This window comes from Mesorhizobium sp. B2-7-2 (assembly GCF_006440775.1).
GTDB lineage: Bacteria > Pseudomonadota > Alphaproteobacteria > Rhizobiales > Rhizobiaceae > Mesorhizobium.
The window spans coordinates 60,782-83,043 of the sequence record NZ_VFTZ01000019.1 but is presented as its reverse complement, the minus strand read 5'-3'; the positions used below and the strand labels follow the sequence as shown (position 1 = coordinate 83,043).

The 22,262-nt window shown below is 62.7% G+C and carries 31 protein-coding genes, 2 tRNA genes and 1 pseudogene; 18 read left to right on the top strand and 16 right to left on the bottom strand.

The genetic code is table 11. From position 1 onward, the window contains the following. The first annotated feature begins 53 nt into the window (after positions 1–53). The 3 genes from FJ425_RS23320 (at position 54) to FJ425_RS23310 (ending at position 1,050) form a co-directional block, all read left to right on the top strand. A complete protein-coding gene (locus tag FJ425_RS23320; protein WP_140726341.1) occupies positions 54–260 on the top strand; it encodes a DUF680 domain-containing protein in 207 nt (68 codons plus the stop codon). A 54-nt stretch (positions 261–314) separates the two neighbouring features. Then, a complete protein-coding gene (locus FJ425_RS23315; RefSeq protein ID WP_140726339.1) occupies positions 315–521 on the top strand; it encodes a DUF680 domain-containing protein in 207 nt (68 codons plus the stop codon). 280 nt (positions 522–801) lie between these two features. Then, positions 802–1,050 carry a DUF680 domain-containing protein gene (locus FJ425_RS23310; RefSeq protein WP_140635758.1) on the top strand — a complete coding sequence of 83 codons (249 nt, stop codon included), beginning with the start codon at positions 802–804 and terminating at the stop codon, positions 1,048–1,050. A gap of 70 nt (positions 1,051–1,120) precedes the next feature. Here FJ425_RS23310 and FJ425_RS23305 read toward each other — a convergent pair whose 3' ends face one another. The 5 genes from FJ425_RS23305 to purM form a co-directional block, all read right to left on the bottom strand. Further along, a complete protein-coding gene (locus tag FJ425_RS23305) occupies positions 1,121–1,636 on the bottom strand; it encodes a histidine phosphatase family protein (protein ID WP_140635756.1) in 516 nt (171 codons plus the stop codon). 332 nt (positions 1,637–1,968) lie between these two features. Continuing rightward, the gene (locus FJ425_RS23295) at positions 1,969–2,262 is read right to left on the bottom strand and encodes a type II toxin-antitoxin system RelE/ParE family toxin (RefSeq protein ID WP_140540984.1); all 294 of its coding nucleotides are present in this window, start codon (positions 2,260–2,262) and stop codon (positions 1,969–1,971) included. A 3-nt stretch (positions 2,263–2,265) separates the two neighbouring features. Next, entirely contained in the window at positions 2,266–2,541 is a 276-nt protein-coding gene (locus FJ425_RS23290) for a type II toxin-antitoxin system ParD family antitoxin (protein WP_140540986.1), read from the bottom strand. 51 nt (positions 2,542–2,592) lie between these two features. After that, positions 2,593–3,300, bottom strand: coding sequence for a phosphoribosylglycinamide formyltransferase (gene purN, locus FJ425_RS23285; RefSeq protein WP_140540988.1), 708 nt, complete (start codon positions 3,298–3,300; stop codon positions 2,593–2,595). Continuing rightward, positions 3,297–4,376, bottom strand: coding sequence for a phosphoribosylformylglycinamidine cyclo-ligase (purM, locus tag FJ425_RS23280; protein WP_140540990.1), 1,080 nt, complete (start codon positions 4,374–4,376; stop codon positions 3,297–3,299). Before purM ends, purN begins: the two co-directional genes overlap by 4 nt. Before the next feature lie 325 nt (positions 4,377–4,701). On the opposite strand from purM, the gene FJ425_RS23270 reads away from it, so the two are divergent. From FJ425_RS23270 to FJ425_RS23235, 8 genes are all read left to right on the top strand, one after another. Continuing rightward, positions 4,702–5,319: a CDP-alcohol phosphatidyltransferase family protein gene (locus tag FJ425_RS23270; RefSeq protein ID WP_140540992.1), complete on the top strand. Its 618-nt coding sequence runs from the start codon at positions 4,702–4,704 to the stop codon at positions 5,317–5,319. Next, entirely contained in the window at positions 5,231–6,478 is a 1,248-nt protein-coding gene (locus FJ425_RS23265) for an AI-2E family transporter (RefSeq protein WP_246676254.1), read from the top strand. The genes FJ425_RS23270 and FJ425_RS23265 overlap by 89 nt, the downstream gene beginning before the upstream one ends. Position 6,479: 1 nt before the next feature. Next, on the top strand, positions 6,480–7,184 hold the full coding sequence (gene hdaA / locus FJ425_RS23260; protein ID WP_140635750.1) for a DnaA regulatory inactivator HdaA: 705 nt from the start codon (positions 6,480–6,482) through the stop codon (positions 7,182–7,184). Between the two features lie 72 nt (positions 7,185–7,256). Further along, a complete protein-coding gene (locus FJ425_RS23255) occupies positions 7,257–7,511 on the top strand; it encodes an Arc family DNA-binding protein (protein WP_140635748.1) in 255 nt (84 codons plus the stop codon). Next, positions 7,508–7,930: a type II toxin-antitoxin system VapC family toxin gene (locus tag FJ425_RS23250; protein WP_140635746.1), complete on the top strand. Its 423-nt coding sequence runs from the start codon at positions 7,508–7,510 to the stop codon at positions 7,928–7,930. Before FJ425_RS23255 ends, FJ425_RS23250 begins: the two co-directional genes overlap by 4 nt. 220 nt (positions 7,931–8,150) lie before the next feature. Next, positions 8,151–8,408, top strand: a complete 258-nt coding sequence (locus FJ425_RS23245) for a type II toxin-antitoxin system prevent-host-death family antitoxin (protein ID WP_140635744.1) — start codon at positions 8,151–8,153, stop codon at positions 8,406–8,408. Further along, positions 8,405–8,788, top strand: a complete 384-nt coding sequence (locus FJ425_RS23240) for a type II toxin-antitoxin system VapC family toxin (protein WP_140726333.1) — start codon at positions 8,405–8,407, stop codon at positions 8,786–8,788. Before FJ425_RS23245 ends, FJ425_RS23240 begins: the two co-directional genes overlap by 4 nt. Positions 8,789–8,812: 24 nt before the next feature. Beyond that, positions 8,813–9,058 (top strand): hypothetical protein, encoded by a 246-nt coding sequence (locus tag FJ425_RS23235; RefSeq protein WP_140635740.1) that lies wholly within the window; start codon positions 8,813–8,815, stop codon positions 9,056–9,058. 238 nt (positions 9,059–9,296) lie between these two features. On the opposite strand, the gene FJ425_RS23230 is transcribed toward FJ425_RS23235, so the two are convergent. The 3 genes from FJ425_RS23230 to FJ425_RS32390 all read right to left on the bottom strand — a co-directional run bounded on the left by FJ425_RS23230 (position 9,297) and on the right by FJ425_RS32390 (position 11,726). Then, a tRNA-Pro gene (locus FJ425_RS23230) sits at positions 9,297–9,373 on the bottom strand. Positions 9,374–9,446: 73 nt separating this feature from the next. Next, positions 9,447–10,622, bottom strand: a complete 1,176-nt coding sequence (locus FJ425_RS23225) for an NAD(P)/FAD-dependent oxidoreductase (RefSeq protein ID WP_246677991.1) — start codon at positions 10,620–10,622, stop codon at positions 9,447–9,449. Positions 10,623–10,757: 135 nt separating this feature from the next. Next, positions 10,758–11,726, bottom strand: coding sequence for an NAD(P)H-dependent oxidoreductase (locus FJ425_RS32390; protein WP_140541081.1), 969 nt, complete (start codon positions 11,724–11,726; stop codon positions 10,758–10,760). Positions 11,727–11,973: 247 nt separating this feature from the next. Here FJ425_RS32390 and FJ425_RS23215 point away from each other — a divergent pair, with 247 nt between their 5' ends. The 4 genes from FJ425_RS23215 to FJ425_RS23200 all read left to right on the top strand — a co-directional run bounded on the left by FJ425_RS23215 (position 11,974) and on the right by FJ425_RS23200 (position 13,109). Next, a complete protein-coding gene (locus FJ425_RS23215) occupies positions 11,974–12,279 on the top strand; it encodes an ETC complex I subunit (RefSeq protein WP_140726327.1) in 306 nt (101 codons plus the stop codon). A gap of 55 nt (positions 12,280–12,334) precedes the next feature. After that, positions 12,335–12,411 (top strand) — tRNA-Arg (locus tag FJ425_RS23210). An 83-nt stretch (positions 12,412–12,494) separates the two neighbouring features. Next, positions 12,495–12,773, top strand: a complete 279-nt coding sequence (locus tag FJ425_RS23205; protein ID WP_140726382.1) for a type II toxin-antitoxin system RelE/ParE family toxin — start codon at positions 12,495–12,497, stop codon at positions 12,771–12,773. A gap of 27 nt (positions 12,774–12,800) precedes the next feature. Next, positions 12,801–13,109, top strand: a complete 309-nt coding sequence (locus tag FJ425_RS23200; RefSeq protein ID WP_140726324.1) for a HigA family addiction module antitoxin — start codon at positions 12,801–12,803, stop codon at positions 13,107–13,109. An 86-nt stretch (positions 13,110–13,195) separates the two neighbouring features. On the opposite strand, the gene FJ425_RS23195 is transcribed toward FJ425_RS23200, so the two are convergent. Together FJ425_RS23195 and FJ425_RS23190 are read right to left on the bottom strand one after the other, a co-directional pair. Next, the gene (locus FJ425_RS23195) at positions 13,196–14,122 is read right to left on the bottom strand and encodes a hypothetical protein (protein WP_140726321.1); all 927 of its coding nucleotides are present in this window, start codon (positions 14,120–14,122) and stop codon (positions 13,196–13,198) included. Between the two features lie 165 nt (positions 14,123–14,287). Next, entirely contained in the window at positions 14,288–15,073 is a 786-nt protein-coding gene (locus tag FJ425_RS23190) for a hypothetical protein (RefSeq protein WP_140541085.1), read from the bottom strand. A gap of 458 nt (positions 15,074–15,531) precedes the next feature. On the opposite strand from FJ425_RS23190, the pseudogene FJ425_RS32485 reads away from it, so the two are divergent. Both FJ425_RS32485 and FJ425_RS23180 read left to right on the top strand, forming a co-directional pair. Next, positions 15,532–15,771 (top strand): annotated as a pseudogene (locus tag FJ425_RS32485) (DapH/DapD/GlmU-related protein); the annotation flags it as partial. Between the two features lie 98 nt (positions 15,772–15,869). After that, complete coding sequence (locus tag FJ425_RS23180; RefSeq protein WP_140726318.1) at positions 15,870–16,829, top strand: glycosyltransferase; 960 nt, start codon at positions 15,870–15,872, stop codon at positions 16,827–16,829. Positions 16,830–17,107: 278 nt separating this feature from the next. Here the strand turns inward: FJ425_RS23180 and FJ425_RS23175 are convergent, their stop codons facing one another. The 3 genes from FJ425_RS23175 to FJ425_RS23165 all read right to left on the bottom strand — a co-directional run bounded on the left by FJ425_RS23175 (position 17,108) and on the right by FJ425_RS23165 (position 18,124). Beyond that, positions 17,108–17,350 (bottom strand): DUF982 domain-containing protein, encoded by a 243-nt coding sequence (locus FJ425_RS23175; protein ID WP_095767102.1) that lies wholly within the window; start codon positions 17,348–17,350, stop codon positions 17,108–17,110. Positions 17,351–17,576: 226 nt separating this feature from the next. Then, positions 17,577–17,822, bottom strand: a complete 246-nt coding sequence (locus FJ425_RS23170) for a DUF982 domain-containing protein (protein WP_095767103.1) — start codon at positions 17,820–17,822, stop codon at positions 17,577–17,579. A gap of 107 nt (positions 17,823–17,929) precedes the next feature. Further along, the gene (locus FJ425_RS23165; RefSeq protein WP_140541087.1) at positions 17,930–18,124 is read right to left on the bottom strand and encodes a hypothetical protein; all 195 of its coding nucleotides are present in this window, start codon (positions 18,122–18,124) and stop codon (positions 17,930–17,932) included. 430 nt (positions 18,125–18,554) lie between these two features. Here FJ425_RS23165 and FJ425_RS23160 point away from each other — a divergent pair, with 430 nt between their 5' ends. After that, the gene (locus FJ425_RS23160; protein ID WP_140541088.1) at positions 18,555–18,914 is read left to right on the top strand and encodes a metalloregulator ArsR/SmtB family transcription factor; all 360 of its coding nucleotides are present in this window, start codon (positions 18,555–18,557) and stop codon (positions 18,912–18,914) included. 421 nt (positions 18,915–19,335) lie between these two features. On the opposite strand, the gene FJ425_RS23155 is transcribed toward FJ425_RS23160, so the two are convergent. From FJ425_RS23155 to FJ425_RS23145, 3 genes are all read right to left on the bottom strand, one after another. Next, a complete protein-coding gene (locus FJ425_RS23155; protein WP_140726316.1) occupies positions 19,336–20,142 on the bottom strand; it encodes an ABC transporter permease in 807 nt (268 codons plus the stop codon). 4 nt (positions 20,143–20,146) lie between these two features. Next, positions 20,147–20,980 carry an ABC transporter permease gene (locus tag FJ425_RS23150; protein WP_140541090.1) on the bottom strand — a complete coding sequence of 278 codons (834 nt, stop codon included), beginning with the start codon at positions 20,978–20,980 and terminating at the stop codon, positions 20,147–20,149. Between the two features lie 118 nt (positions 20,981–21,098). After that, positions 21,099–22,214: an ABC transporter substrate-binding protein gene (locus FJ425_RS23145; protein WP_140726313.1), complete on the bottom strand. Its 1,116-nt coding sequence runs from the start codon at positions 22,212–22,214 to the stop codon at positions 21,099–21,101. Positions 22,215–22,262: the final 48 nt, after the last annotated feature.

Below are 22,262 nucleotides of genomic sequence, written 5' to 3'. Positions count from 1 at the left end.
CCGCCCCTCCTAACCCGCTCCAACCAACAAACTTCAAATCTGGAGTAACTCAAATGACCAAGATCGCTCTCACCGCCGCCGCCCTGCTTGTCGCCACTGGCGCCGCTTTCGCTGGGTCCGACCACTACAACCGCAACGAAGCCAGCCAGTCGGCCGCTTCGGTCGACACCTCGATCACCGCTTCCACGAACAACTCGGACGCGGACGCACAGAAGCCGGTCGTCACGGGCGCTGACCACAACTTGTTCGGCAACCGCTAATCGGTTCGCTTGGCGAACCTTCGAACCAACAACCTTGAATCTGGAGTAACCCAAATGACCAAGATCGCTCTTACCGCTGCAGCCCTGCTTGTCGCCACTGGCGCCGCTTTCGCCGGGTCCGATCACTACAACCCCAACGAAGCCAACCGGCCGTCCGCCTCGGTCGACACCTCGCTCACCGCTTCGATCAAGAAGTCGGACGCGAATGTCCAAAAGCCCGAGGCCCAGGCTCCGGCCCAGGATCTGTTCGGCAATCGCTGAACGGCCTGGTCTTCCCAGACTTCAAAGCGGCGGGCTTGTCCCGCCGCTCTGTTTTTCTGCAGCCGGCTACCGCCGGTTTGAATCGCATCACAAGTATTTGTCATCACAACCATTTGTAATCGTTTGTCTTTTTCTGAGCGAAGTCCGATCCGATACTGCCATGGCCGCTGAAAAGCGAACGCGCCGGGAATAAACCCAGGCCGCCGCGGGTCTTTTCGGCAGCGGGGCCATCCTCCCAAGGCCATCGCCCGACGAAACCAAACGGACAAGGAAAACCGAAATGACCAGGATCGCTCTCACCACTGTCGCAATGCTTCTCGCGATGGGCTCCGCATTCGCCGGCAGCGACCACTACGGCGCCGATGGCGTCAATCAGGCAGCCGCCGTTGGCTCCGACACCAGCGTCACGGCTTCGATCCCGAAGCACAACACAGTCAAGCCGGCCCCGAAGGTCGATACCGAGATGAAGACTGGCGTGACCGGCGCTGCGGATTGGCCGGGTCCGCCATCGGACAACTGGGGCAATTGAGCTCGTCTTTGAAAATATTGAAGGCGGCGGGCTTGCCCGCCGCCTTGCTTAAGGGCCGCCAGGCTTCGGGCTACGTCAAATCCTTCGGCCGAACAAAATGCGTCAGTCGGGCACCACGGAAGTCGAGATCTGCCCAATCCTCGTCCAGCGTGAACCGGGCAAGAGCTGCCGTCGGAAACTTCGCTTCGATCTTCTTGAAAACGCTCTCATCCGATCCGGGGCCGGCCAGCCGCAACACAAAGTGCTGCAGGCCGGGATTGTGGCCGATCACTATCAGGCTCGCTGCCTTGGCCTGCCGCACGCGCGCCAGGATCGCACCGGCAGCCGCCTCGTAGAGTTCGTCGGCGAATTGCGCCGGCACGTTCTTCGGCAGTTCGGCCGCGACCAGCCGCCAGGTGTCGCGCGTGCGCAGCGCCGGCGAGACCAGCGCCAGATCCGGCAACCAACCGCGTCGCGCAAGCTCTCGCCCCATCAACGGAGCCGTCTTCAAGCCGCGCGGGCCTAGCGGCCGGTCGAAATCCTCAAGCTTGGGATCGTCCCGGCTCGACTTGGCGTGGCGGAGGATAAGAAGTTGTCTCAGGGGCATCGATCAGGACCAGGGAATCTCGACGTTGAAATCCTGCCCATGCCTACCACCGTATCTCGCTCCCGTCTCGGTATCGAAAGCAGCCGTCAGCACGCCACAAAGACGAAGAGGCCCACGTGCCGCTCATCCTTGTCCCATTTGACGGCAATGTCGGCCTCGGTGATCCAGACTCCGGATCGAACGTAGATCGCGCTGATAATTGAGCCATCAGGTTCATACAGGTAGAAATAGGCCGTGTCGCTTTGCGGTCCGTCCTTTCTTCGTACTCGAAGACGCCTGCAAGATCGCCTTTGGTGCGGACCGCGCTGTCGAAAACGTCCAAAGCCCAGTTCCTAGAGCAGCGTTGAGATATCCCGCGCGCCATGCACGACACGCACGACATCGATCCGTTCCGCTGCGAGCCTGTTGAGAATGAGATAGTTGCCGATGGTTAGCGCACGCGTGTCGGCCCCGATATCGGATCTTCGCGGTCCGGATTCGGGGAAGGCAGCGAGCTGTAGAATGCGTTCTGCGATTGCATCGAGAAAATGATCGGCGGCGCGCGGGCTATCCTTGGCAATGGAAAGCCAGATATCGGTCAAGTCATTTTCAACCGCCGGGCTGCGGACGATCGGCAGACCTGCCATGGATTACTTCTTGGCGGCATCGATAAGACGATCCCGAGCCTTCCGCTTGATATCGTCTATATCGAAAGGAACGAATGGACCGCTTTCCAGCCCCTCGGTCCAGGCTTTGCGCAGTCGCTCCACCTCGGCTTCCCGGAGAGGTTGCCGCAAGCGCCACTCACGCAGCGCCTCGCGGATCACCTCGCTCGCCGAGCCGTACCGCCCGCTCTCGACGGCATCTTTGACCATCTCAAGCAATTCTGGTGAAAGCGCCACGCTGACTTTTTCGACCGCTGCCATGGAAACTATCTCCTCATAGGATGGTAGTAATTATTGCTACCATCCACAAGGTTATGGCGTGATCCGCGCCAGCTGCTCGAGGTCGGTCTCCTCGCGCAGCGGATCGGGCGCCATCACCACCGAGGTAGCGTTGTCGGCGTCGTCGGCGAAATGGGCAAGCACGGTGTGGCCCTTTTCCATGCGCGCCTTGCCTTCGGCAACCAGACCCAGCGCCAGCGGGTAGAGCCGGTGCTCCACCTTGAGCACCCGCGCGGCAAGCGTGTCCTCATTGTCGCCGACCATCACCGGCACGGCGGCCTGCGCGATGATCGGGCCGTCATCCATCTCGGGCGTGACGAAATGCACCGAGCAGCCATGGATGCGAACACCGGCGCGGATGGCTCGCGCATGCGTGTCCAGACCCTTGAAGGCCGGCAACAGGGCAGGGTGGATGTTGACCATGCGCCCCTGCCATTTCTCGACCAGACCGCGGCCGAGGATCCGCATATAGCCGGCCAAGGCTACGATGTCGGCGCCGAAGCCGACAAGCGCGGCGTCGAGCGCGGCGTCATAGGCATCCTTGCTCGGATGGTCGGCGCGCTGGATGACCTTGGTGGCGATGCCGCGCGACTGGGCGATGCCGAGGCCGGCCGCGTTCGCGCGGTCGGAAATGACGCCGACGATTTCCGCCGGATAGGTTGGATCGCTGGCCGCCGCGATCAGCGCCGTCATGTTGGACCCGCGTCCCGAGATCAGGACGACCGTGCGTTTCCTGCTCATAGGCCGATCGACCCCCGATAGATGACGCCGGCGTCGCGGCGCGGGACGATGCGGCCAATCGGCGTCACCGTCTCGCCGGCTTCCTGCAGCACCGCCGCGACCTGCGCCGCCTGGCCTGAAGCGACGGCGAGGATCATGCCGATGCCGCAATTGAAGGTGCGCATCATTTCTTCCGGCGCGACGCCGCCGGTCCTGGCCAGCCACGAGAATACCGGCGGCACGTCAATCGCCTCGAGGTCGAGCTCGGCGGAAAAATCCTTGGGCAAAACGCGCGGAATGTTTTCGGGAAAACCGCCGCCGGTGATGTGGGCCAGCGCCTTGATGCCATGCGTGTTGCGGATCGCTTTCAGGATCGACTTCACATAGATGCGCGTCGGCTCGAGCAGCGCCTCGGCGAGGCTGAGCTCCTCGTTGAATGGCGCCGGATCGCTCCAGCCGAGGCCGCTCGCGGCGACGATCCGGCGTACCAGCGAAAAGCCGTTGGAGTGCAGGCCGGACGAGGCAAGGCCGAGCAGCACGTCGCCTTCGACGATGTCGTCGGTCGGCAGCAGCTGGCCGCGCTCGGCAGCGCCCACGGCGAAGCCCGCAAGGTCGTAGTCCTTGTCGTGATACATGCCGGGCATCTCGGCCGTCTCGCCGCCGATCAGCGCGCAGCCGGCCTGCCGGCACCCTTGCGCGATGCCGCCGACGATTGAAGCGCCCTGGTCTGGGTCGAGCTTGCCGGTCGCGAAATAGTCGAGGAAGAACAGCGGCTCCGCGCCCTGCACGACGATATCGTTGACGCACATGGCGACGAGATCGATGCCGATCGTGTCGTGCTTGCCGGCATCGATGGCGATCTTGAGCTTGGTGCCGACGCCGTCATTGGCGGCGACCAGCACCGGATCGGTGAAGCCGGCGGCCTTCAGGTCGAACAGTCCGCCGAAGCCGCCGATCTCGCCATCGGCGCCCGGCCGGCGCGTGGCGCGCACCAGCGGCTTGATCTTCTCGACCATCAAATTGCCGGCATCGATGTCGACGCCAGCCTCGGCGTAGGTGAGCCCGTTTTTGCGCTTGGCCTTGTCGCCCTTGCTCATCGTCGGCTCGTCCTTGTTTCCATTGCCGGCTCTTCGCATGAATGGTTTCGGGGAGCAAGGCGCGAGCGCCAATCTCCCCCCTTGAGGGGGAGATGTCCGGCAGGACAGAGGGGGGCGCTGTCCCGCTGGCATATCAGGGAAATCTCTATTCAACTTTCAGATTGCCTGCTGACTGCTGTCCTCGCCAAAACCCCAATGTCGGCATTCCTTTGCCCCCTCTGGCCTGCCGGTCATCTTCCCACACGGCGAGATCAGCAGGTCCTCCCTTGCGCCCACCCGCTATCTCACTCATCTTTTTCTCTACAAGAACACGATAGGACATCACGTGACCCTTCCCAACATGATCACGATCATGCGGCTGCTGCTCGTGCCTGCGGTGGTGCTCGCCATGCTGCAGGCGCGTTGGGACTGGGCCTTCGCCGGATTCCTCGTTGCCGGCATCTCCGACGGCGTCGATGGCTTCATCGCGCGTCGCTGGAACCAGTCGTCCAGCCTCGGCGCCTATCTCGATCCGATCGCCGACAAGCTTCTGCTTGTCTCGGTCTTCGTCGTCATGGGTTTTGCCGGCGAACTGCCGCTGTGGCTGGTGGTGACCATGGTCTCGCGCGACGGGCTCATCGTCTGCGCCGTGCTCTTGTCCAGCGTGATGAGCCATCCGGTCGAGGTGAAGCCGCTCTTCGTGTCGAAGGCCAACACCGCCGCGCAGATCGTGCTGGCGGCGCTTGTGCTGGGCGAACTTGCCTTTTCCGTGCACCTGGACCCGTTGCGGACCGCGCTCATATTGCTGACCGGGGTCTTGACCGTGGCTTCGGCCGCGGCCTATCTCGTGGCCTGGCTAAGGCATATGAGCGGCTATGGCGAAGGCTCCCGGACGAGCAACTCCCAGACCGGCGACATCAAGCCGGGCATCGGCAAGCCGGGCGGCTCCAACACGGGCGCCTGACGGTGAAGCCGCGGCGATCGCGGCCGACGACAGCTCGGGCGGGCTTCGCCGCCAGGTCTTCTTCTGGCTGGCAACGGCGGTCCTGCTGGCGCTGTTCCTCTACATCTTCTCGGGCATCCTCCTGCCTTTCGTCGCCGGCATGGTGCTCGCCTATTTCCTCGACCCGGTCGCCGACCGGCTGCAGCGGCTCGGCCTCTCGCGCCTGATGGCGACCGTGGTGATCCTGATTGCGTTCATCGTCGTGGTGGTGCTGGCCTTGGTCATCCTGGTGCCGGTGCTGGCCACCCAGATGGCCGATTTCGCCCGCAAGCTGCCGGAATATCTCACCCGCCTGCAATCGCTGATCACCAGCTTCGACCCGAAATGGCTGGAGCAGCGTTTCGGCGTCAACGCCGCCGGTCTGCGCGACGGGCTGAATTCGCTGCTCACCTCCGGCTTCAGCCTGCTCACCACCGTCTTCACCTCTATCTGGAGCTCCGGCGTAGCGCTGGTCTCGGTGGTGAGCCTGTTCGTCGTCACCCCGGTCGTCGCCTTCTACATGCTGCTCGACTGGGACCGCATGGTGGCCGAGGTCGACGGCTGGGTGCCGCGCGATCATGTCGAGACGGTGCGCGCGCTTGCCCGCGACATCAACACCGCCACCGCCGGCTTCGTGCGCGGGCAGGGCACGCTCTGCCTGGTGCTCGGCGCTATGTATGCCACGGGCCTGACGCTGACCGGCTTGAACTTCGCCATCCTCATCGGCTTCTTCGCCGGGCTGATCTCCTTCATCCCCTATGTCGGCTCCTTGACCGGGCTGGTGCTCGCCGTCGGCGTCGCCTTCGTCCAGTTCTGGCCGGACTGGACCATGGTGGTCGCCGTGGCCTGCGTGTTCTTCGTCGGCCAGTTCATCGAGGGCAACATCCTGCAGCCGCGGCTGGTTGGAAAGAGCGTCGGCCTGCACCCGGTATGGCTGATGTTCGCGCTGTTTGCCTTCGGCGCGCTGTTCGGCTTCGTCGGCCTTTTGATTGCCGTGCCGGCCTCGGCGGCGATTGCCGTGCTGGTACGCTTCGCCATCGCCCGCTATCTTGAATCGCCGCTTTACAAGGGCAACGGCACTCAGCCCGCGCTGCCCTTGCCGGCCGACCGCGGCGGCGGCCATCGCTCGACACGGGGCTGAAATGGCTGCTCAGCCAGCCGACCCGCCGCGCCAGCTGCCGCTCGATCTCGGCCACGGCACCGGCTATTCGCGCGACGAGCTCGTCGTCTCGGGCACCAATGCGCAAGCGGCATCGCTGATCGACCGCTGGCCGGACTGGCCGTCGCCGGTGGTCGTGCTGGCCGGGCCGCCCGGCTCGGGCAAGACGCACCTCGCCCGCATCTGGCAGGATCGGACGCATGCTGCCGCCATCGATCCCGGCCGGATCGGCGAGCACATTGCCGGGCTCGGCAGCCGGCCGGCGCTCATCGACGACATCGACAAGGCGGCGGTCGACGAGGAGGGCCTGTTCCACCTGATCAACGCCGTGCGCGGCGCGGGCTCGACGCTGCTTTTGACGGCGCGGCGTTTCCCCTCCGCCTGGCGCGTCGCGCTGCCCGACCTCATCTCGCGGCTGAAGGCGGCGGCGACGGTCGAGATCCACGAGCCGGACGACCTTTTGCTCGCCGGCGTCATCACCAAGCTCTTCGCCGACCGCCAGGTCGAGGTCGAGCCGCATGTGGTGCAATATCTGGTGCGCCGCATCGAGCGCTCCCTCGCCACCGCCATGCGCATCGTCGAACGCCTCGACCGCGCAGCCCTCGAACGCAAGACGCCGATCACCCGCGCCTTGGCCGCCGAGACCGTGAGCGCCATGGACGAAGGGCAGGGCGAGTTCGATATTTGAGGCTGAACTGCCTGCGCATGACAATCAGGGTCCACTATGCTATGTGATAGCAATGAGATCGGATTGATATCAATGACAGCGGTTACGATCAGAAATCTTCCGGAAGAGACACATCGCGCCCTGCGCGTGCGCGCGGCCATCAATGGCCGCAGCACGGAGGCGGAAATCCGTGCCATTCTGGAAGACGCGGTTCGGCCGGAGGGTCGCGTCAGGGTGGGCACGCTAATGTCCGCCATTGCTCGCCGGGCGGGCGTGACGGACGAGGACGTTGAAGCGCTTGAACAAGCCCGTGAGAAAAGCCCGGCTGAGCCGCTGAAATTCGAATGATCCTCCTGGACACCAACGTCGTTTCGGAGGTGATGAGACCGCAACCTAACGCCGCGGTCCTGGCCTGGATGGACGAGCAGGTCGCCGAGACATTCTATCTGTCCAGCATCACGCTGGCGGAAGTGCTGTTCGGCATCGAAGCCATGCCGGCCGGCCGGCGGAAAAATGCGCTGGCCGAAACCTTTGCCGGGATTTGTGCAATCTTCGATCAGCGCATCCTGGCCTTCGACGCCGAGGCGGCATGCCGCTACGCCGGTCTTGCTGTAAGGGCGAGAGCCGCCGGAAAGGGATTTACCGTGCCTGACGGGTACATGGCAGCTATCGCCGCCGCGAAAGGCTTTCAGGTTGCGTCGCGTGATGCCGCGCCGTTTTATGCGGCCGGCGTGTCCGTGATCAACCCGTGGGAGCCGGCTGAGTAGCCGTCCCGTTTCGGAACAATCTTTCAGGCATCCATCTTGCAGCGCAGCCTTCGCCGGTTGATCCCGGTCCCGGTCGCGTACCAGATCGGGTTGTAGGCTCGCCGGGCTCGAGGTGTTGGGGTTCTCGCCCGGCGGGTTTACCGCTCTCCGAGCTGCGGCATTGTAATGGACCATCAAATGGTCTATTTAATGGACCAAATCAGGTCCATTATGGGTTGTCATGCAGATATCCGTGACAGACGCCAAGGGGCAGCTGAGCGAACTGGTGAGGCGGGCCGAGGCTGGAGATGAGATTATCCTGACCCGCCACGGTCACGCGGCCGTGCGTCTCGTCCCGCTACGGTCCGTGCCGGACCGGACGCACCGCCGGAGCCTGCTGCAGGCCGTCCGGGCCTCCGGCGCCGCGAAAGCCAGTGCCGGCCCGCCTGCGGCGCGCAGCCAGGATTTCCTTTATGGCGATGACGGCCTGCCGGAATGATCGCGGTCGATACCTCGGCCTTGATCGCCATCGTCCTCGACGAGCCAGCGGCGGACGCCTGTATCGCTGCGCTCGAAACGGAAGACGAACTTCTGATATCGGCAGGAACCGTAGCCGAGCTCCTGATTGTTGCCGCTCGACGCGGCGTGGCTGAGGAAGTGCAATCCCTGCTCGACGCGCTCGGCTTCGAGATTACGCCGGTCACCGAAGGCGCGGCTCGGCGTGTTGCCGAGGCTTACGCGCGATGGGGCAAAGACATCCACGCCGCGGCGCTCAACTTCGGCGACTGCTTTGCTTATGAAGTGGCGAAGGACCGGGCCTGCCGGCTGCTCTATGTCGGCGACGATTTCTCCAAGACCGACATCGAAGGCGCGATTTGAGCGATCCTGTAAGGAGGGGGATTGATGCGCGGCATTGCGCTTTCGGCAGTAGGCTTGCTCATTGCAACCGGGGCTTCGGCCCAAACGGTTGATGCCGATCGGTGCGTTCAGCTCCTGCAGGACATGGAGCTTTACCGAGCAGGGCAAGGCGACCAAGCGTCCGAAACTCTGAGCGGCACCAAGCTGGGCCTGCGTCTTTGCGTGCTCGCCGGCTTCGTTCCCAAGGGCATCGTTGAGACCTTTGTCGGCCCCGGTCCAAGTGCCAACTGATCTTGCGCGCGCCGCTCCGGTCGCCGGTTTTGGCGCCAACTGAAGTTGCGCGGTCGATTTTCGGCCGCCGCTCGCTCCGGTCTCGCCGCTTGTCGCTCAATCCCTTGCGTTCTGCGGCTTTGCGCGGCTGATCCCGGCCTTTCCCACCTTTTCCCGCCCATCGCCGGCTAATGCCATCCGATCTTGCGCGTTACAGATCCGGAAGTGGCCGCCCTGGGTTGTCCTGGGGAAGAGGCAATGGTCGGAGTGGCGTGATTCGAACACGCGACCCCCTGATCCCAAATCAGGTGCGCTACCAGGCTGCGCTACACTCCGACGTCCCGCGGCGTATAGGGGGCGCACGCCCGGAAGGCAACATAAAAACCGAGGTCGGAACTGGCGATGCCGCTCAGCGTTGCTGGCCGGCGATCTTCCTGGCGATCGCAGCGCCCTGGATCCTTGCATTGGCAAAGCAGCCGCGAATGCTCGGCCGCATGCCGGTGAACCAGAGTCCGGGCAGCTTCGGGTCGTTCGCGGCCCCGTTGAACAACGGCACGCCCTTGGCATCGAGCACGCCGAGCCGGCCCAGCATCGTCTCCAGCCCCGTGCGGTAGCCGGTGGCGGCAATGACGATGTCGGGCGCGATCGTCTGGCCATTGTCCAGCACGACGCCGTCGCGCCTGAATTCGCGCAGTTGCGGCACCACGATGATGCGCCCGGCCTTGATGGCCTCGACCGCGCCGTCGTCGGAGGCGATCGCCGTATAGTCGGAACCGAGCCGGCTGGCGCCGCCCGCCGGGGCAGCGGGCAGGCCGTATTTCGTCAGATCCCCGAACACCAGGCGCTGCGTAGCCGCCATGGCAGCGTCCGCGAGCCTTGTCGGCAGGCTCGCCATCACCGGCGACAAGCGGTGCACGGCGATCTTGCCGATACGCTTGGGCAGCAGCGAAGGCCCGTTGCGCGCCGAAAGCCACATCTGGCCCGTCTCGACGCGGGAAAGGTGGTTGAGGGCATCGAAGCCGGAATTGCCGGCGCCGACCACCAGCACCGTCTTGCCGGCATAGTCGCTCGCCTTGCCGAAATCGGCCGAGTGGATGATCGATCCTGAAAAATCTGCCATGCCCTTCCAGGCAGGAATGAAGGGTTGCCTGTCGCGCCCGCTGGCGATCACCACGCAGCGCGCCGCCCTCAAGCCCGCGCTTGTCCGCAACAGCCAGTGGTCGTCACGAAATTCGATCTCGTCGACCTTGACGCCGAAGGCGATCGGCAGCCGGTGCGTTTCGGCGAAATCGTTGAGGTGGCTGATGACCGCGCTGCGGTGCGGGAAGGCCGGCGTTCCCGCCGGAAAGGAAACGCCCGGCAGCGAGGAGAGGTCGCGATGCGTGTTGAGGTGCAGGTTGTCGTGGCGGCGATGCCAGGGCTCGGCCAGCCGTTGCTCGCGTTCCAGGACCTGCGTCGCCACACCGGCCTTGGCCAGCGCATAAGCGGCGGCAAGCCCGGCGGCGCCCGCGCCGATGACAATCGCGCCTTCCAGTATCGCAGGCTCGCCGACCCCCGACGGCAAGACTTTCGCTTCCGCGTCCATTGGTGTCTTTATCGTCGCCGTCATGCCTTCAACTGGCACGACCATGTATCTGACATATGCCGCTCACGCGCCAAATGAAATAGGCGGATGTCGCGAGACCTCCGGCATTATGTCGCGGATTTTTACAAGCGCCGGCTAATGAGCCGGGTCGGCGTGGCGATGCACCAGCTTGAACGCGCCATCCTCCAGTCGGAACACTTCCGTCACCCGCAAGGTCATCTCGGTCGCCTCGCCGTTCTTGCCGATGCGCGCCTTGGCATGCTGCAAGCCGCTCCAGAAGGCCAGATCGCCGCTTGCCGAAGCCTGGAGCACCTCAAGGTCGGTGTTGCCGCCCTTGTGGAAGCTTGCAGCGTCGCGTTCGTAGCGGCCGGCGACCGCTTCGGCGCCTTCGAGATGGTCGCCTCGCGGCGAGAAGAACGTCGCCGGTCCGGCGTGGGTGACGATCGCCTTCAGCGAGGTGGCATCGCCATTGACATAGTCCTCGGCGATCTTCTCGCGCTGCTTCATGAAGGCATCGAAGGACGAGCCGCCGGGATGCACCCTCCTGATCCAGCTTTCCAGGCCGGCCATGAAATTCTCGAGGAAGGCGGCGGTGTCGGCATTGGTGACGGCGCCCTTATCGTCGAGCAGCTCCGCGACATTGCCGATATAGGCCTCCGGCTGCTGCATCACGGGCATGTCGAGGAAGACGAAGGTCTGCCGAAGCGCCTGATTGGAACCGAAGGCGCCGATCTTGCTCGGGCTGACGCTGACGACCCCGGCTGGCAGGCCCTTGAACACGCTCTTGCCCGGCGGACGAGAGCCGACATCGAGCGCGTTTTTCAGGCAGCCCGGGATCGAGCGGTTGTATTCCGGGGTGACGAACAGCACCGCGTCGCATTCGCGTATCGCCGCGCGGAAAGCCGCCCACGCCGCAGGCGGGCTGTCGCCATCCAGATCCTCGTTGTAAAGCGGCAGGTCGCCGATCTCGATGAAGCGGCAGCGCACCGAATCCGGCGCGCGGGCGGCGAGCGCCTTGGCGATCTTGCGGCTGAAGGACTGGGCGCGCAGGCTGCCGACAAGCACAGCGAGCTGCAGGACGGCGTGTTCGGTTGCATTGGTCATGGCGAAACGTCCGGTTCTGATGGGCTCACAGGGTTGGGCCGGCCCGGGCCGGTCGGCCGACCTTTCGATAATGTCGCCAGCGCAGCGAGGTTCCCTACGCAGTGGCGGGGGCCTGGCCGCTTGCGGCCTTGCCGCCGCGGCCATTGCGCAGTAATGACGGATTGGCGCGAGATTTCAGGCCTCCTGCGGGAGGCTCTGATGTCGCGCCGAACAAGGTGCCCGGTCTTCGGGCGGCAAAGAGGTGGTCATGTCCGCGCGAATTTTCAGTCCAGCCAAAACCGCGATGCAGTCCGGCAAGGCCAAGACAGGACATTGGGTGCTGGAATTCGACCCCGCCCAGCGCAAGAAGATCGACCCGCTGATGGGCTACACCACCTCGGGCGACATGCTGAGCCAGGTGAAGCTCACCTTCGAGACGAAGGAAGAGGCTGTGGCTTATGCCGAGAAGGAAAAGATCGCCTATCGCGTGGAAGAGCCGAAGGAAACCAAGCGCCGGCAGATTTCCTATTCGGACAATTTCCGCTATGACCGCACGACGCCCTGGACCCATTGACTCCCGGTCTTGCGTCGCCTGGCGTAACCCGCCTCAGCCGGCCCGGCCGGCCGACGGTCCCGTAGCTCAGCTGGATAGAGCACCGGCCTTCTAAGCCGATGGTCGCAGGTTCGAATCCTGCCGGGATCGCCATTTTTGGCAATCTTGTCGACCGCAAATGTACGTTTTTTGCTTACGCCAACTTGATTTATGTACGCTATCTGCTTACATTAGGCATGATCAAGTCATTCAAAGGCAAAGCGCTGGCAGATCTGTTCTCCACCGGGAAAACCGGAAAGATCGATGCCAAGATGCACAAGCGCATCCTTGTCCGGCTTGACCGCCTTGAGGCCTCTGAGCGGCCAAAAGATATGGACCTGCCAGGGTTTGATTTTCATGCGTTAAAGGGCTTCGATCCGACCCGTTATACGGTCCATGTGAACGGTCCGTGGTGCATCACATTTGAATTCGATGGCGAAGACGCCGCCCGCGTCGACTTCGAACAGTATCATTGAGGCGGACAGACTGGGGAAGTTGGATTTATGAGCGAGCACAAGCCGAAGCGTCCCGCCGAGCGTTGCCCGTCCCACCCGGGAGCGCTGCTTGAGGACATCATCCCGGCGACTGGAAAGACTAAGGTGGAGATCGCCAGGCTGCTCGGGATTTCGCGACAGCAGCTCTACGATATCACTCGCGAAAGGAAGCCGGTTTCGCCGGCCGTCGCGGCTCGGCTCGGAAAGATGTTCGGCGACGGCGCGGCGATCTGGCTTCGCATGCAGGCGGCTCATGATGCTTGGCATGCCGAACGGGACGTGGATGTCAGCGCTATCCCAACGCTGCACGCAGCGTAACAACGGTCTGCCGGCGGTCCGCCGCTCAGCTGGCTTGAGCACCGGCCGTCTAAACCGACGGTCGCAGGTTCGAATCTGGTCGGCGCTTAAAAGTCTTCCGCTACCCTGCCGCTCGCGCCGCCAAGATATGTATTCCAGACGTAGTCGCGGATGAGTTTTCGATGGTCGGCTGTTCTGCGGTGATAACTGGGTCGGTCAGGGTAGGATACGCCGGCAACGTGGAAGAACGCTTCCTCGATGATCTCATGGTGCCCGACCGCCCCCGCCATCGTCATCGGGTTTTCCCGCGCGATGGCTACCGCAACGTCACTTGTCCTGTCCAAATGCGAGTAAAGGACGTTCCAGTTTGCGCCGCCGGTATCAAGCCCCTTGTTCAAGCGGGGTTCGAAGTTCAGCTTTCGACCGCTCGTGGCGGAGAAGCGATAGAAGCAGAAGCCTGCCCATAAATTCCAGTGTCGATCGGTCGGCTTCGGCTCGTGGATATGATTTCGACCTGGAAGGAACAGCTTGCCGTAGACAACCTTGCCTTTCATCTTGGCCGGGATGTCAAAAGGCACTACCGGGAAACAGTCATGATCAATGAAGCCGAATAACTCAGGCTCCAGGTGCCGTATGATGTTATGATAAGCCCAGTTTATCGCGGTTCCGTGCGATCTGGACAGATGTTTTTCCACCCGCATCGGCAGCGCCAAGTAAGGTACGCCTCTTACCTCACAGATGCTTTCTATTGCCTGTCTCGATGCCGGATCGGTCGAATTGTCGACAACGGCCAGGGTCATTCCCGGCGGGTGCATTTCCCATGCCTTGGCCAGCGCATCTATGACCCAGGGCGTATTGAACGCCACCGTAAAACAGACACGCGATGCACCAGTGGCTTTCAGGCGGTCTGCAAAAATGCGTCCGGCCGCTTTGCCCCGATGCTCGAAAGCCTTGTACACTAAGCCATTTCTGACTTCCTTCGCCGCGATGATTGCCGGCGCTCTGGTTATGATATCAACAATCTTCAGACCCATTTGGCCTGCATAACGTGACGTGAGGAGAAAGGGAAGTTCGCCCCCGATCCCTTGGCCCCTGGTATGGAAAGAGATCGAAGGCGCCGAGTCGGAGCGCTGAAATCAATGGCAGAACTGCTCGATCCGGCGAAACATTCCCCCCTGCCGTCAGTTCTCATAGCCAGTTTAGAGTGACCACCTGTCTCGCTGGCGCCATAGGTCCATGGGAGTTCGCCATAGGCGATACCAGCCGGCTCTTCTTATTTGCTCGGCAATTGGAGCGTCGCTGTACATCTTGAAGAACTGCAGCACGCGCGGGCTGGCGAAAGCCTTTTTGCCGCGTGTGTTGTAGTCGCTGACCGGGAGGCGGTGTCGGCTCAGAGTCAAGCCATTTCGAGAGAGCGCGACCCCGATGCAAAACTGCTCCGGTGCGTCCGTATTGGTCAATTCGCGTACGGCCAACATCGCGGAATAGGCCTCGGTCAATGCACCGGCATTGGCTCGATGAATGCCGAGGATTCCGCTTTGCCACATCGGTTCGCGGCCTGTCAGGGTGTAGTCTCCGATTTTGACGCCTTTGCCTGTGAGAACCGGGTAAAGCCGATGCTCGCCCTCACACTTACGCATGAAAGAACGTGTCGGAGAAATCTGTCGGAACCCTCTGGATGGATCGACATAAGCATAATGGTCCGAGTCCATGAAGATCAGGCGGTCCGCTCGCTTCAGGATCTCGATCAGGAAAGCAGCCTTGATGCCGAAATGATAGCGCCAGCCGAAAGACATCAACTCTTTCTGGTCGGCGGTTATAGCGATCGTCTCAACGGGGTATGGGCGAAAGAGTTCGGGCCTGTCGGTTGCGACGATTATCCTGGCGCCTGGGCAATTGTGCAGAAGCTTAAGCGCGCTGAGCAGCGCGCCGAAGTGATAAACCTCGTTATCGCCATAGGCGATATAGCCAAAAACGTCGTTCATTCGATCTATGGGAGATGTGTCTGAGACGCTCCCCTCTACCAACAGAGGCAACCTCAATCCACTCGAAATTTCCCCAATGTCGTTGCGCGGATAACAGGTTTTCGGTGGATCGCTCCCTTGCGCCGACCGAAGTTCCCGGTTGATGGTTCGGCCGGTCCGAGACTATGTCGCAGAAGTATTGGGGAGGGATCTGGATGTCGGCGCTTTCCAAATGGCTAAGGGACATGCGCTCCGGATTGCCGGAGCATGTGACCGTTGGCCGCCATACCTACGGCGTGACATGGCGAAAAGTCTTGGCCCCCTTGAAGGATGCTCCGTTGCAAGTCGGCGCCTTCTGCTCGGTTGCCGGTCGTGTGGTTTTCATCTGCTCTGGCCAGCATCCGACCGAGAGCGCAACCTCATTTCCAATCTACAGCCGGTTGCTGAATCAGCCGGAGCCAACCGCAAAAGGCGGCAAGCCGGCCGGCATCACCGTTGGCAATGACGTCTGGATCGGCAATGGTGCAATGATCCTGCCGGGCGTGGAGGTCGGCGATGGCGCGGTCGTCGGCGCCGGTGCCGTCGTGACCAAACATGTGCCGCCTTATGCCGTCGTCGGCGGGTCTCCAGCCCGACTGATCAGATATCGGTTCCCCGAGGAGACCATAGCGAAGCTGCTGGCAATCCAGTGGTGGCGCTGGGACGACGATAAGATCAAGCGCGAGGCGGCCTCGCTCACCGGCCCGATTGAGACTTTCGTCGAGAAGCATTTTGTGGCAGGCACCGCAACGAGATGACGGCTAGCGGTTAGCGGAAAATGAAGTCGTGTTTCTTCCTGGCGACCGATGGCAACTACTTTCCGTATGCCTGTCTGGCGGCGCGCCGGATAATTGATGTCTCCACGCCCATCGACGGCTTTCTGCTCTACACCGGCGCAAGCGAAACGGACTTTGAGGTCGCCCGTCATCTGCTTAAGGGCAAGGTCGAACTGGTCGATGTCACGGATTTCATGACCAATTTCGGCTTTCGCTTTGGAACACACAGCATTGCCGCTTACGTTCGGCTTTTCGCCGACCAGTTTCCGGTTTTCGAGCCGTATGATCGCATCGCATACGCGGATTGCGATGTTCTCTTCAACAGAGATATCAATGACTTGGCCGGGCAGCGGCTGCACGCGCCGCTGCTCGCCGCGCATGACGACTACATGTATTTCAGGCCTTCATACCGGCAAAAGCTCAAGCTGGCGCCCGGAGCGCCGTATTTCAATTCCGGTGTCGTCGTCTTCGACATGAACGCCGTCCGGGAGAACGCCCTGCTGGAGCAGACGCGAAAGACCGCCATTCATGGCCAGATGAACGATCAAAATGCCCTGAACGTCGTCTTCGAGGGCAAATGGCAGACAATGCACCCCAACTGGAATCTGCAATCGCTTGGAGCGAGAAAATTTCGCTTCTCGCAGGCTTGGGCCAGGCATTTCGCGGGCGGCAAGCCGTGGGGCAATCAGGTCGGCGTCGAACTCGAAGCTCTCAGGATATGGCGCGACCTGGCAAAGGACACGCCCTGGCGCAAGCCGTTCGAGCAGCGCATACCCTTCGAACGCGGCGTGATGAAGCGCATCATCCGGCGCTTCGACGCTGTTGCCGGTCTTTTCGGCAAGGACGTGCAGCGCCGCCGGGCCAGATATGACGGCACGAAGATGCATCGGCTCTACGCCCGGCAGGCGGATGAAGGAGCGATGGCGGTCCAGTTTCCCGAAGTGCTTGGCGATTTCGCCTGATCAGGCGCGCAAGCCTGGTTTGCGCCCGCCGCTATGGAACCGACCGTTTACCGGCGCTCGCGTTGCGGCTCCGACTCGCCAAAATGGAACGGCCTGAACCCGTCAGGCAGCCCCGAAGCCCGCGGCCGGCGTTTCTCACGTGTCTCACGGGATGCGTGGTGTCCTGCAGTATGCGTCGGTCGTCGCTTCGCCCTCATTGAAACAAAGCCCGCCGCGGCAATGGGAAACCGCGACGGGCTTGGCGGCGCCCTGGTAGGGCGCCAATGGAAAATCGAGGGCTACGCCAGCAGGCCGGCGACCTTGGCCGCCTTGCGCAGTGTCTTGCGGGCTTCCACCGGGCTGCGCAGGCCATCGAGCGCATCGCGGCAGACACGGCTTGCCGAGCGCCAGGCGCCGCCGCGCGCCGGCCCCGGCCAGCGCTGGTCGAGGCATTCCATCGCCTCGAAACAGCTTGATACCTTGCGCTGGCCGTTTGGCTGGAAATCGATCACGACTGGTTCGGAAAACCAGACATCGTTCATCACTTCCTCCGTTCTTGTGATTGTCTTTAGAGCAAGCAATCGGCGCCGGATGGGCGCCCGATGCAGGTCCGCGGGGCGATGCGGAACCCGCGCGTTAACCAACCACCGCGCATTAGGTTCCGAAGAATCTTAAGGTAGCGACAGGCCGCGTTCGGACCGGCTCATGGGCACCGGCTGGCGCGCGATCCGGGCCGCTAATCGCGCGACCAAAGAGCCTTGAAACGCTCTATTCCACCAGCACATGCGCCTCGCGCGCGGCGACGATAAAGGCCTCCCTGGCGTTGTCCGCCGCGATGTCGCCGCGGATCGCCCGGCGGCAGGCGCGCAGCGCCGCGCCATGCAGCGCGCTGCCGGCATCGCGCCATTGGCCGGTCAGCAGTTCGACGGCTTGCTCCGCGTTGGATATATGCCGGATAGAGCCGGAAACGCCGACGGCGACTTCGACCGGCCTGGAAAACCATCCCTGGATCATCGCGAAAGCTCTCCCGAAATATGTCGGAACACGAAATTTTGCCGCGTGGTTCCGATCCGGAACGTCAACTTAACGTGAAGCCGTCTCACGAAGGTGGCGCACGCTGCTCATCTGCCAAGCGGCCGCCGCGAAAGCTCCATCAATTCCGCCTCGTCGGTGATGCCCGCCATGTAATTGGCGATGATGCGCGAAGCGCGCGCTTCCTTCTGTTCGGCGGTCTCGCCCTCGATATTGCCGTTCGCGTAGACACGGCCAAGCATGGCCGTCTCGTCGGGGGTGAATGTGTTGCGCACAGCGGTCATGGCTTCCTCCTATAGCCCGGCCCCTCTCTGCCCCGGCTAACATATTAGCATGCTTCAAGATCGGGAGTGAGTCGCCGGTACATCGCCGCAGGCCTCGTTGGTAAGCCGCCTCGGCCGGCCTGCTTTCTCGGCTGCGGCTGACCGCTGTTTTTGCCCGCCTCGTTATATTCTTGCCGAATGAGCGCTGCGCTGATACGCATTAGCAGCACGGAATTTTTCCGAGTCTGCATTGACTTGCGTCGAGAAAAGCGCCGTGCGTTCTGTCCGAGACCAGCAACCCCGACGTGGTGGCAACCGGGTTACGAAGGGGTTCTGGTCGAAAAGAAGCAGGGCAGGTCCCGTCCAAATCGGGGCAGGCCCGTCAACGCTCTGGAACTCCGAAGCCATTGCCCCCATGGCCTTCGGAAGAGCATGAACCATGGGGAAATCGATGGTCACCAAGAAACTTACCGCCAACGCAGAAAGCGCGGCAGCCTTTCTTGCGGTGATGGGCAACGAGAAGCGTCTGCTCATCATGAACTACCTCGCTGAGGGCGAACTCTCGGTCGGCGTGCTCGCCGACAAGGTCGAACTCAGCCAGTCGGCGCTGTCGCAACACCTGGCCAAACTGCGCAGGTTTGGCCTTGTCGAAACCCGCCGCGATCGTCAGATGGTCTATTATTCCTGCAAGTCTTCGGCAGCGCGCGAGCTCCTGGCGCTGCTCGATGGCCTGCTGACCATGGACAAGCCGCTTGCCGGACCGGCAAGGCAGGCGTTTGTCGAGAGAATGCGACGGCCGCAAGCCGCCTGAACAGACTGGCACGCACGGACGAGGCCGGGGGGCCTTCGTCCGGCGCGGCGCTTCCATGGCGCAGACTGCGTGCAAGCGGCCGCGTCGTGACCCGCCCACGTTTCCTTGAACCGCTCCTGCCATACCGCTCGCCGGGCGGTTCATCACGTTTGTTTGAGAGGCGACGCTTGGAAGCCCGATTTTCGCTGCAAGCCCCTGATAGTAAATGATTTTGAGTATGAGCGGGGGCCTGGATCAGCCGAAGATTACAGATTTGTAAGTCGCCTGGTCGGGCGCTGTTGGCTAAATTTCGAGTCGATCCACACCCCCGGATCATGATGGCGCCGAGCTTCCACTTCGGCTCCGTAGGAGGCTCGCCGCTCCGGCGGGCCTCTTGCACTTCGGGATGACGACGTGGCTTGCCGCCCGCCGAAGCATCGCTCTAGCGTGCGCCGCGCTGCCTTGTGACGACGCTGCGCACGGCGAGCACCAGCACGGTGATGATGATCAGGATCACCGAGAGCGCGGCGATCGCCGGGTCGATGTTATCACGCAGGCCCATCCACATTAGGCGCGGCAGGGTGATGGCGTTGACCGAGGTGATGAACAGCGTCACGCCGATCTCCTCCCAGGAGAGCACGAAAGACAGCAGCGCCGCGGTGACAATGCCGAACTTGATGTTGGGCATGATGACGCGCGTCGCGCGCTCCCACACGCTGGCGCCGAGCCCGCGCGCGGCAAGGTCGATGCGCCGGTCGAGCTGGCTGAGCGACACCAGGATGAGCACCGTGGCGAAAGGCACGGTCATCACCGAATGCGCCATGGCGACGCCCAGCCAGGTATCATACCCGAAGAAGGAGGTGATGCCGGAAACCGAGGTGAGCAGGAAATAGAGCGTCACCGCCGAGACCACCGGCGGCACCACCATCGGCAACAGCACGAAGCCGACAAGAGCGGCGGTGAAGCGCGGCTGGAACATCCACACACCGAGGCTGAAGGTGAGCGCCAGTGCCGTCGAGAGAACGCTGCTGACGATGCCGATCCTGAGCGACAGCAGGATCGAGTCCAACCAGCGCGGATCCTCGATCAGCGAACGGTAGTGGCGCAGCGATAATTCACCCGTCGGCATGGTCAGCATCCGGCTCGGCGTCAGCGACACCGGGATGACGGCAAGCAGCGGCATCAGCAGGAAGAGCGCCACCAGCACGGCGAGGAGCAGCGAGACGGGGCCGGGGCGGTAGGTCGGCATCGTGCTACACCAATTGCTTCGGTTTGACGTAGCGGAACAGCAGCGCCATCAGCGCGCCGACGAACACCACCAGCACGACGCTGATCGCCGCGCCCAGCCCCCAGTCCGGGCTCTGGAAGATGCGCAGATAAATCAGCTCCGCGATCATCACGCTGCGGCCGCCGCCGAGGATTGCCGGCGTGACGAAGAAGCCCAGCGAGAAGACGAAGGTGATCAGCGCCGAGCCGATGATGCCGGAGCGCGTCATCGGCACGAACACCGTCCAGAAGGTGCGCATGCGGCTGGAGCCCAGGCCGCGCGCCGCAAGCAGCACGCGCTCGTCCAGGCTGCGCATGGCGGATGCCAGCGGGAACACCGCGAAGGGGATGAGGAAATGCGACATGCCGACGATGACGCCGAACTCGTTGCGCACCAAGGTCAGCGGCTCCGAGATGAAGCCGATCGATTGCAGCCAGGTGTTGATCAGGCCGCGATTGGAGAGCAACGCCACCCAGCCGAAGGCGCGCGTCAGCACCGAGATCCAGAACGGCACCAGGATGCAGAACTCGGCAAGCACGCGCTGCGCCGGACTGCCGCGCACCCACACCACGGTGATGGCATAGGCTGCGGTCACCGAGACCACGGTGACGATCGCCGCGATGCGCAGCGTGCGGATGAACACCGACTGCACAAGGTCGTCGGTGAGCAAGGCGTGGTACTGGCCGAGGCCTGGCGTTGGGAGGGTAAAACTCCACTTCACCACGCCGAGGAAGGGCCAGGCGTAGGCAAGGATCAGAAACAGGAGCAGCGGCGCCATCAACAGCGCCGCGCCCATCCTGTCGGAGAGGGGGCCTCTCATCGGTCAGAAAGTCTCGGCAGAGCATTTTGCAGCCAAGTGAAATCACTTGGCGTCGCACAAATGCGACCAACAAAAAGACAGAGCGGGATGCCCCAATCCATCAAAATGCATCCCGCTCTCAGGCCGAGATGATCTTGGTGTATTCGTCGAGCGCGGCGCCGTAATTCTTGGCGTACCAATCCATGTCGAGCGGGATCTGCTTCTTCATATTGTCCGGATCGACCGGGTTGATGCGCTTCTTGTCGGCCGGGATCAGCGCATCGGCCGCCGGATTGGCCGGGCCCTGTCCGAGCTTGTCGAACATCACCAGCTCCTTCTGCGGATCCTGGGTGCTGGCGATGAACTTCATCGCCGCGTCCTTGCCGCCGGGATTGTTCTTCAGCACCGCCAGTGCCCCGGGCGAGATCAGGCCCTGGTCCCAGATGAACTTGATCTGGCCGCCGGAGTCCTGCTCGATCAGCGAGGCGCGGGTCGACCACACGATCGCCATCGATGCCTCGCCGTTGAGCAGCACGCTCTGGCTTTCGGCGCCGCCGCCCCAATAGGAGACGACGTTTTCCTTGAAGGCGGCGATTTTGTCATGCGCGCGCTTCAGATCGAGCGGATAGAGCGAGGCGGGTGCCACACCGTCTGCCAGCAGCGCCACTTCCCAGCTCGACACGCCCCATTTGTAGAGCGAGCGCTTGCCCGGGAATTTCTTGACGTCGAAGAAATCGGCCATGCCGGTCGGCACGTTGGAGCCGAATTTCTGCGAGTCGTAGGCGATCACATAGGAGAAGAAATAGGTCGAGGCGGCATATTCCCAGCCGAAGCCCGGCCGCATCTTGCTCTTGTCGACGACCTTGTAGTCGATCGGCTCGAGCATGCCCTGGCCGCCGAGCGTGATGGCCGAGAACGGATCGACGTCGACCAGGTCCCAGGTCGGCGCGCCGCTCTTGTACTGCGCGGCGATAGCACCTTCGGTCGGGCCGGAACCGTCCATCTTGACAGGGATGCCGGTGTCCTTGGTGAAGGGCTGGCCATAAGCGGCGTCGTAAGCCGTGATGGCGTCGCCGCCCCAGTTCACCAGCACCAGCCCTTTGGTCTCGGCTTGAGCGCGGGTCGAGCGCAAAAGCATCGGCGTGCCGGCGAGCACGAGGCCCGCAAGCTGTGCGAACTGGCGGCGCGAGATCTCGCCGCGCCTGGTCCGCTCGGCGAGGGCTTCGATCGTTTGTTTCTTGGTTTCGTTCGTCATGTCAGTTCCCCTTGTTGTCGTTGATTTTGAACCGGAAGCCGGGCGGCG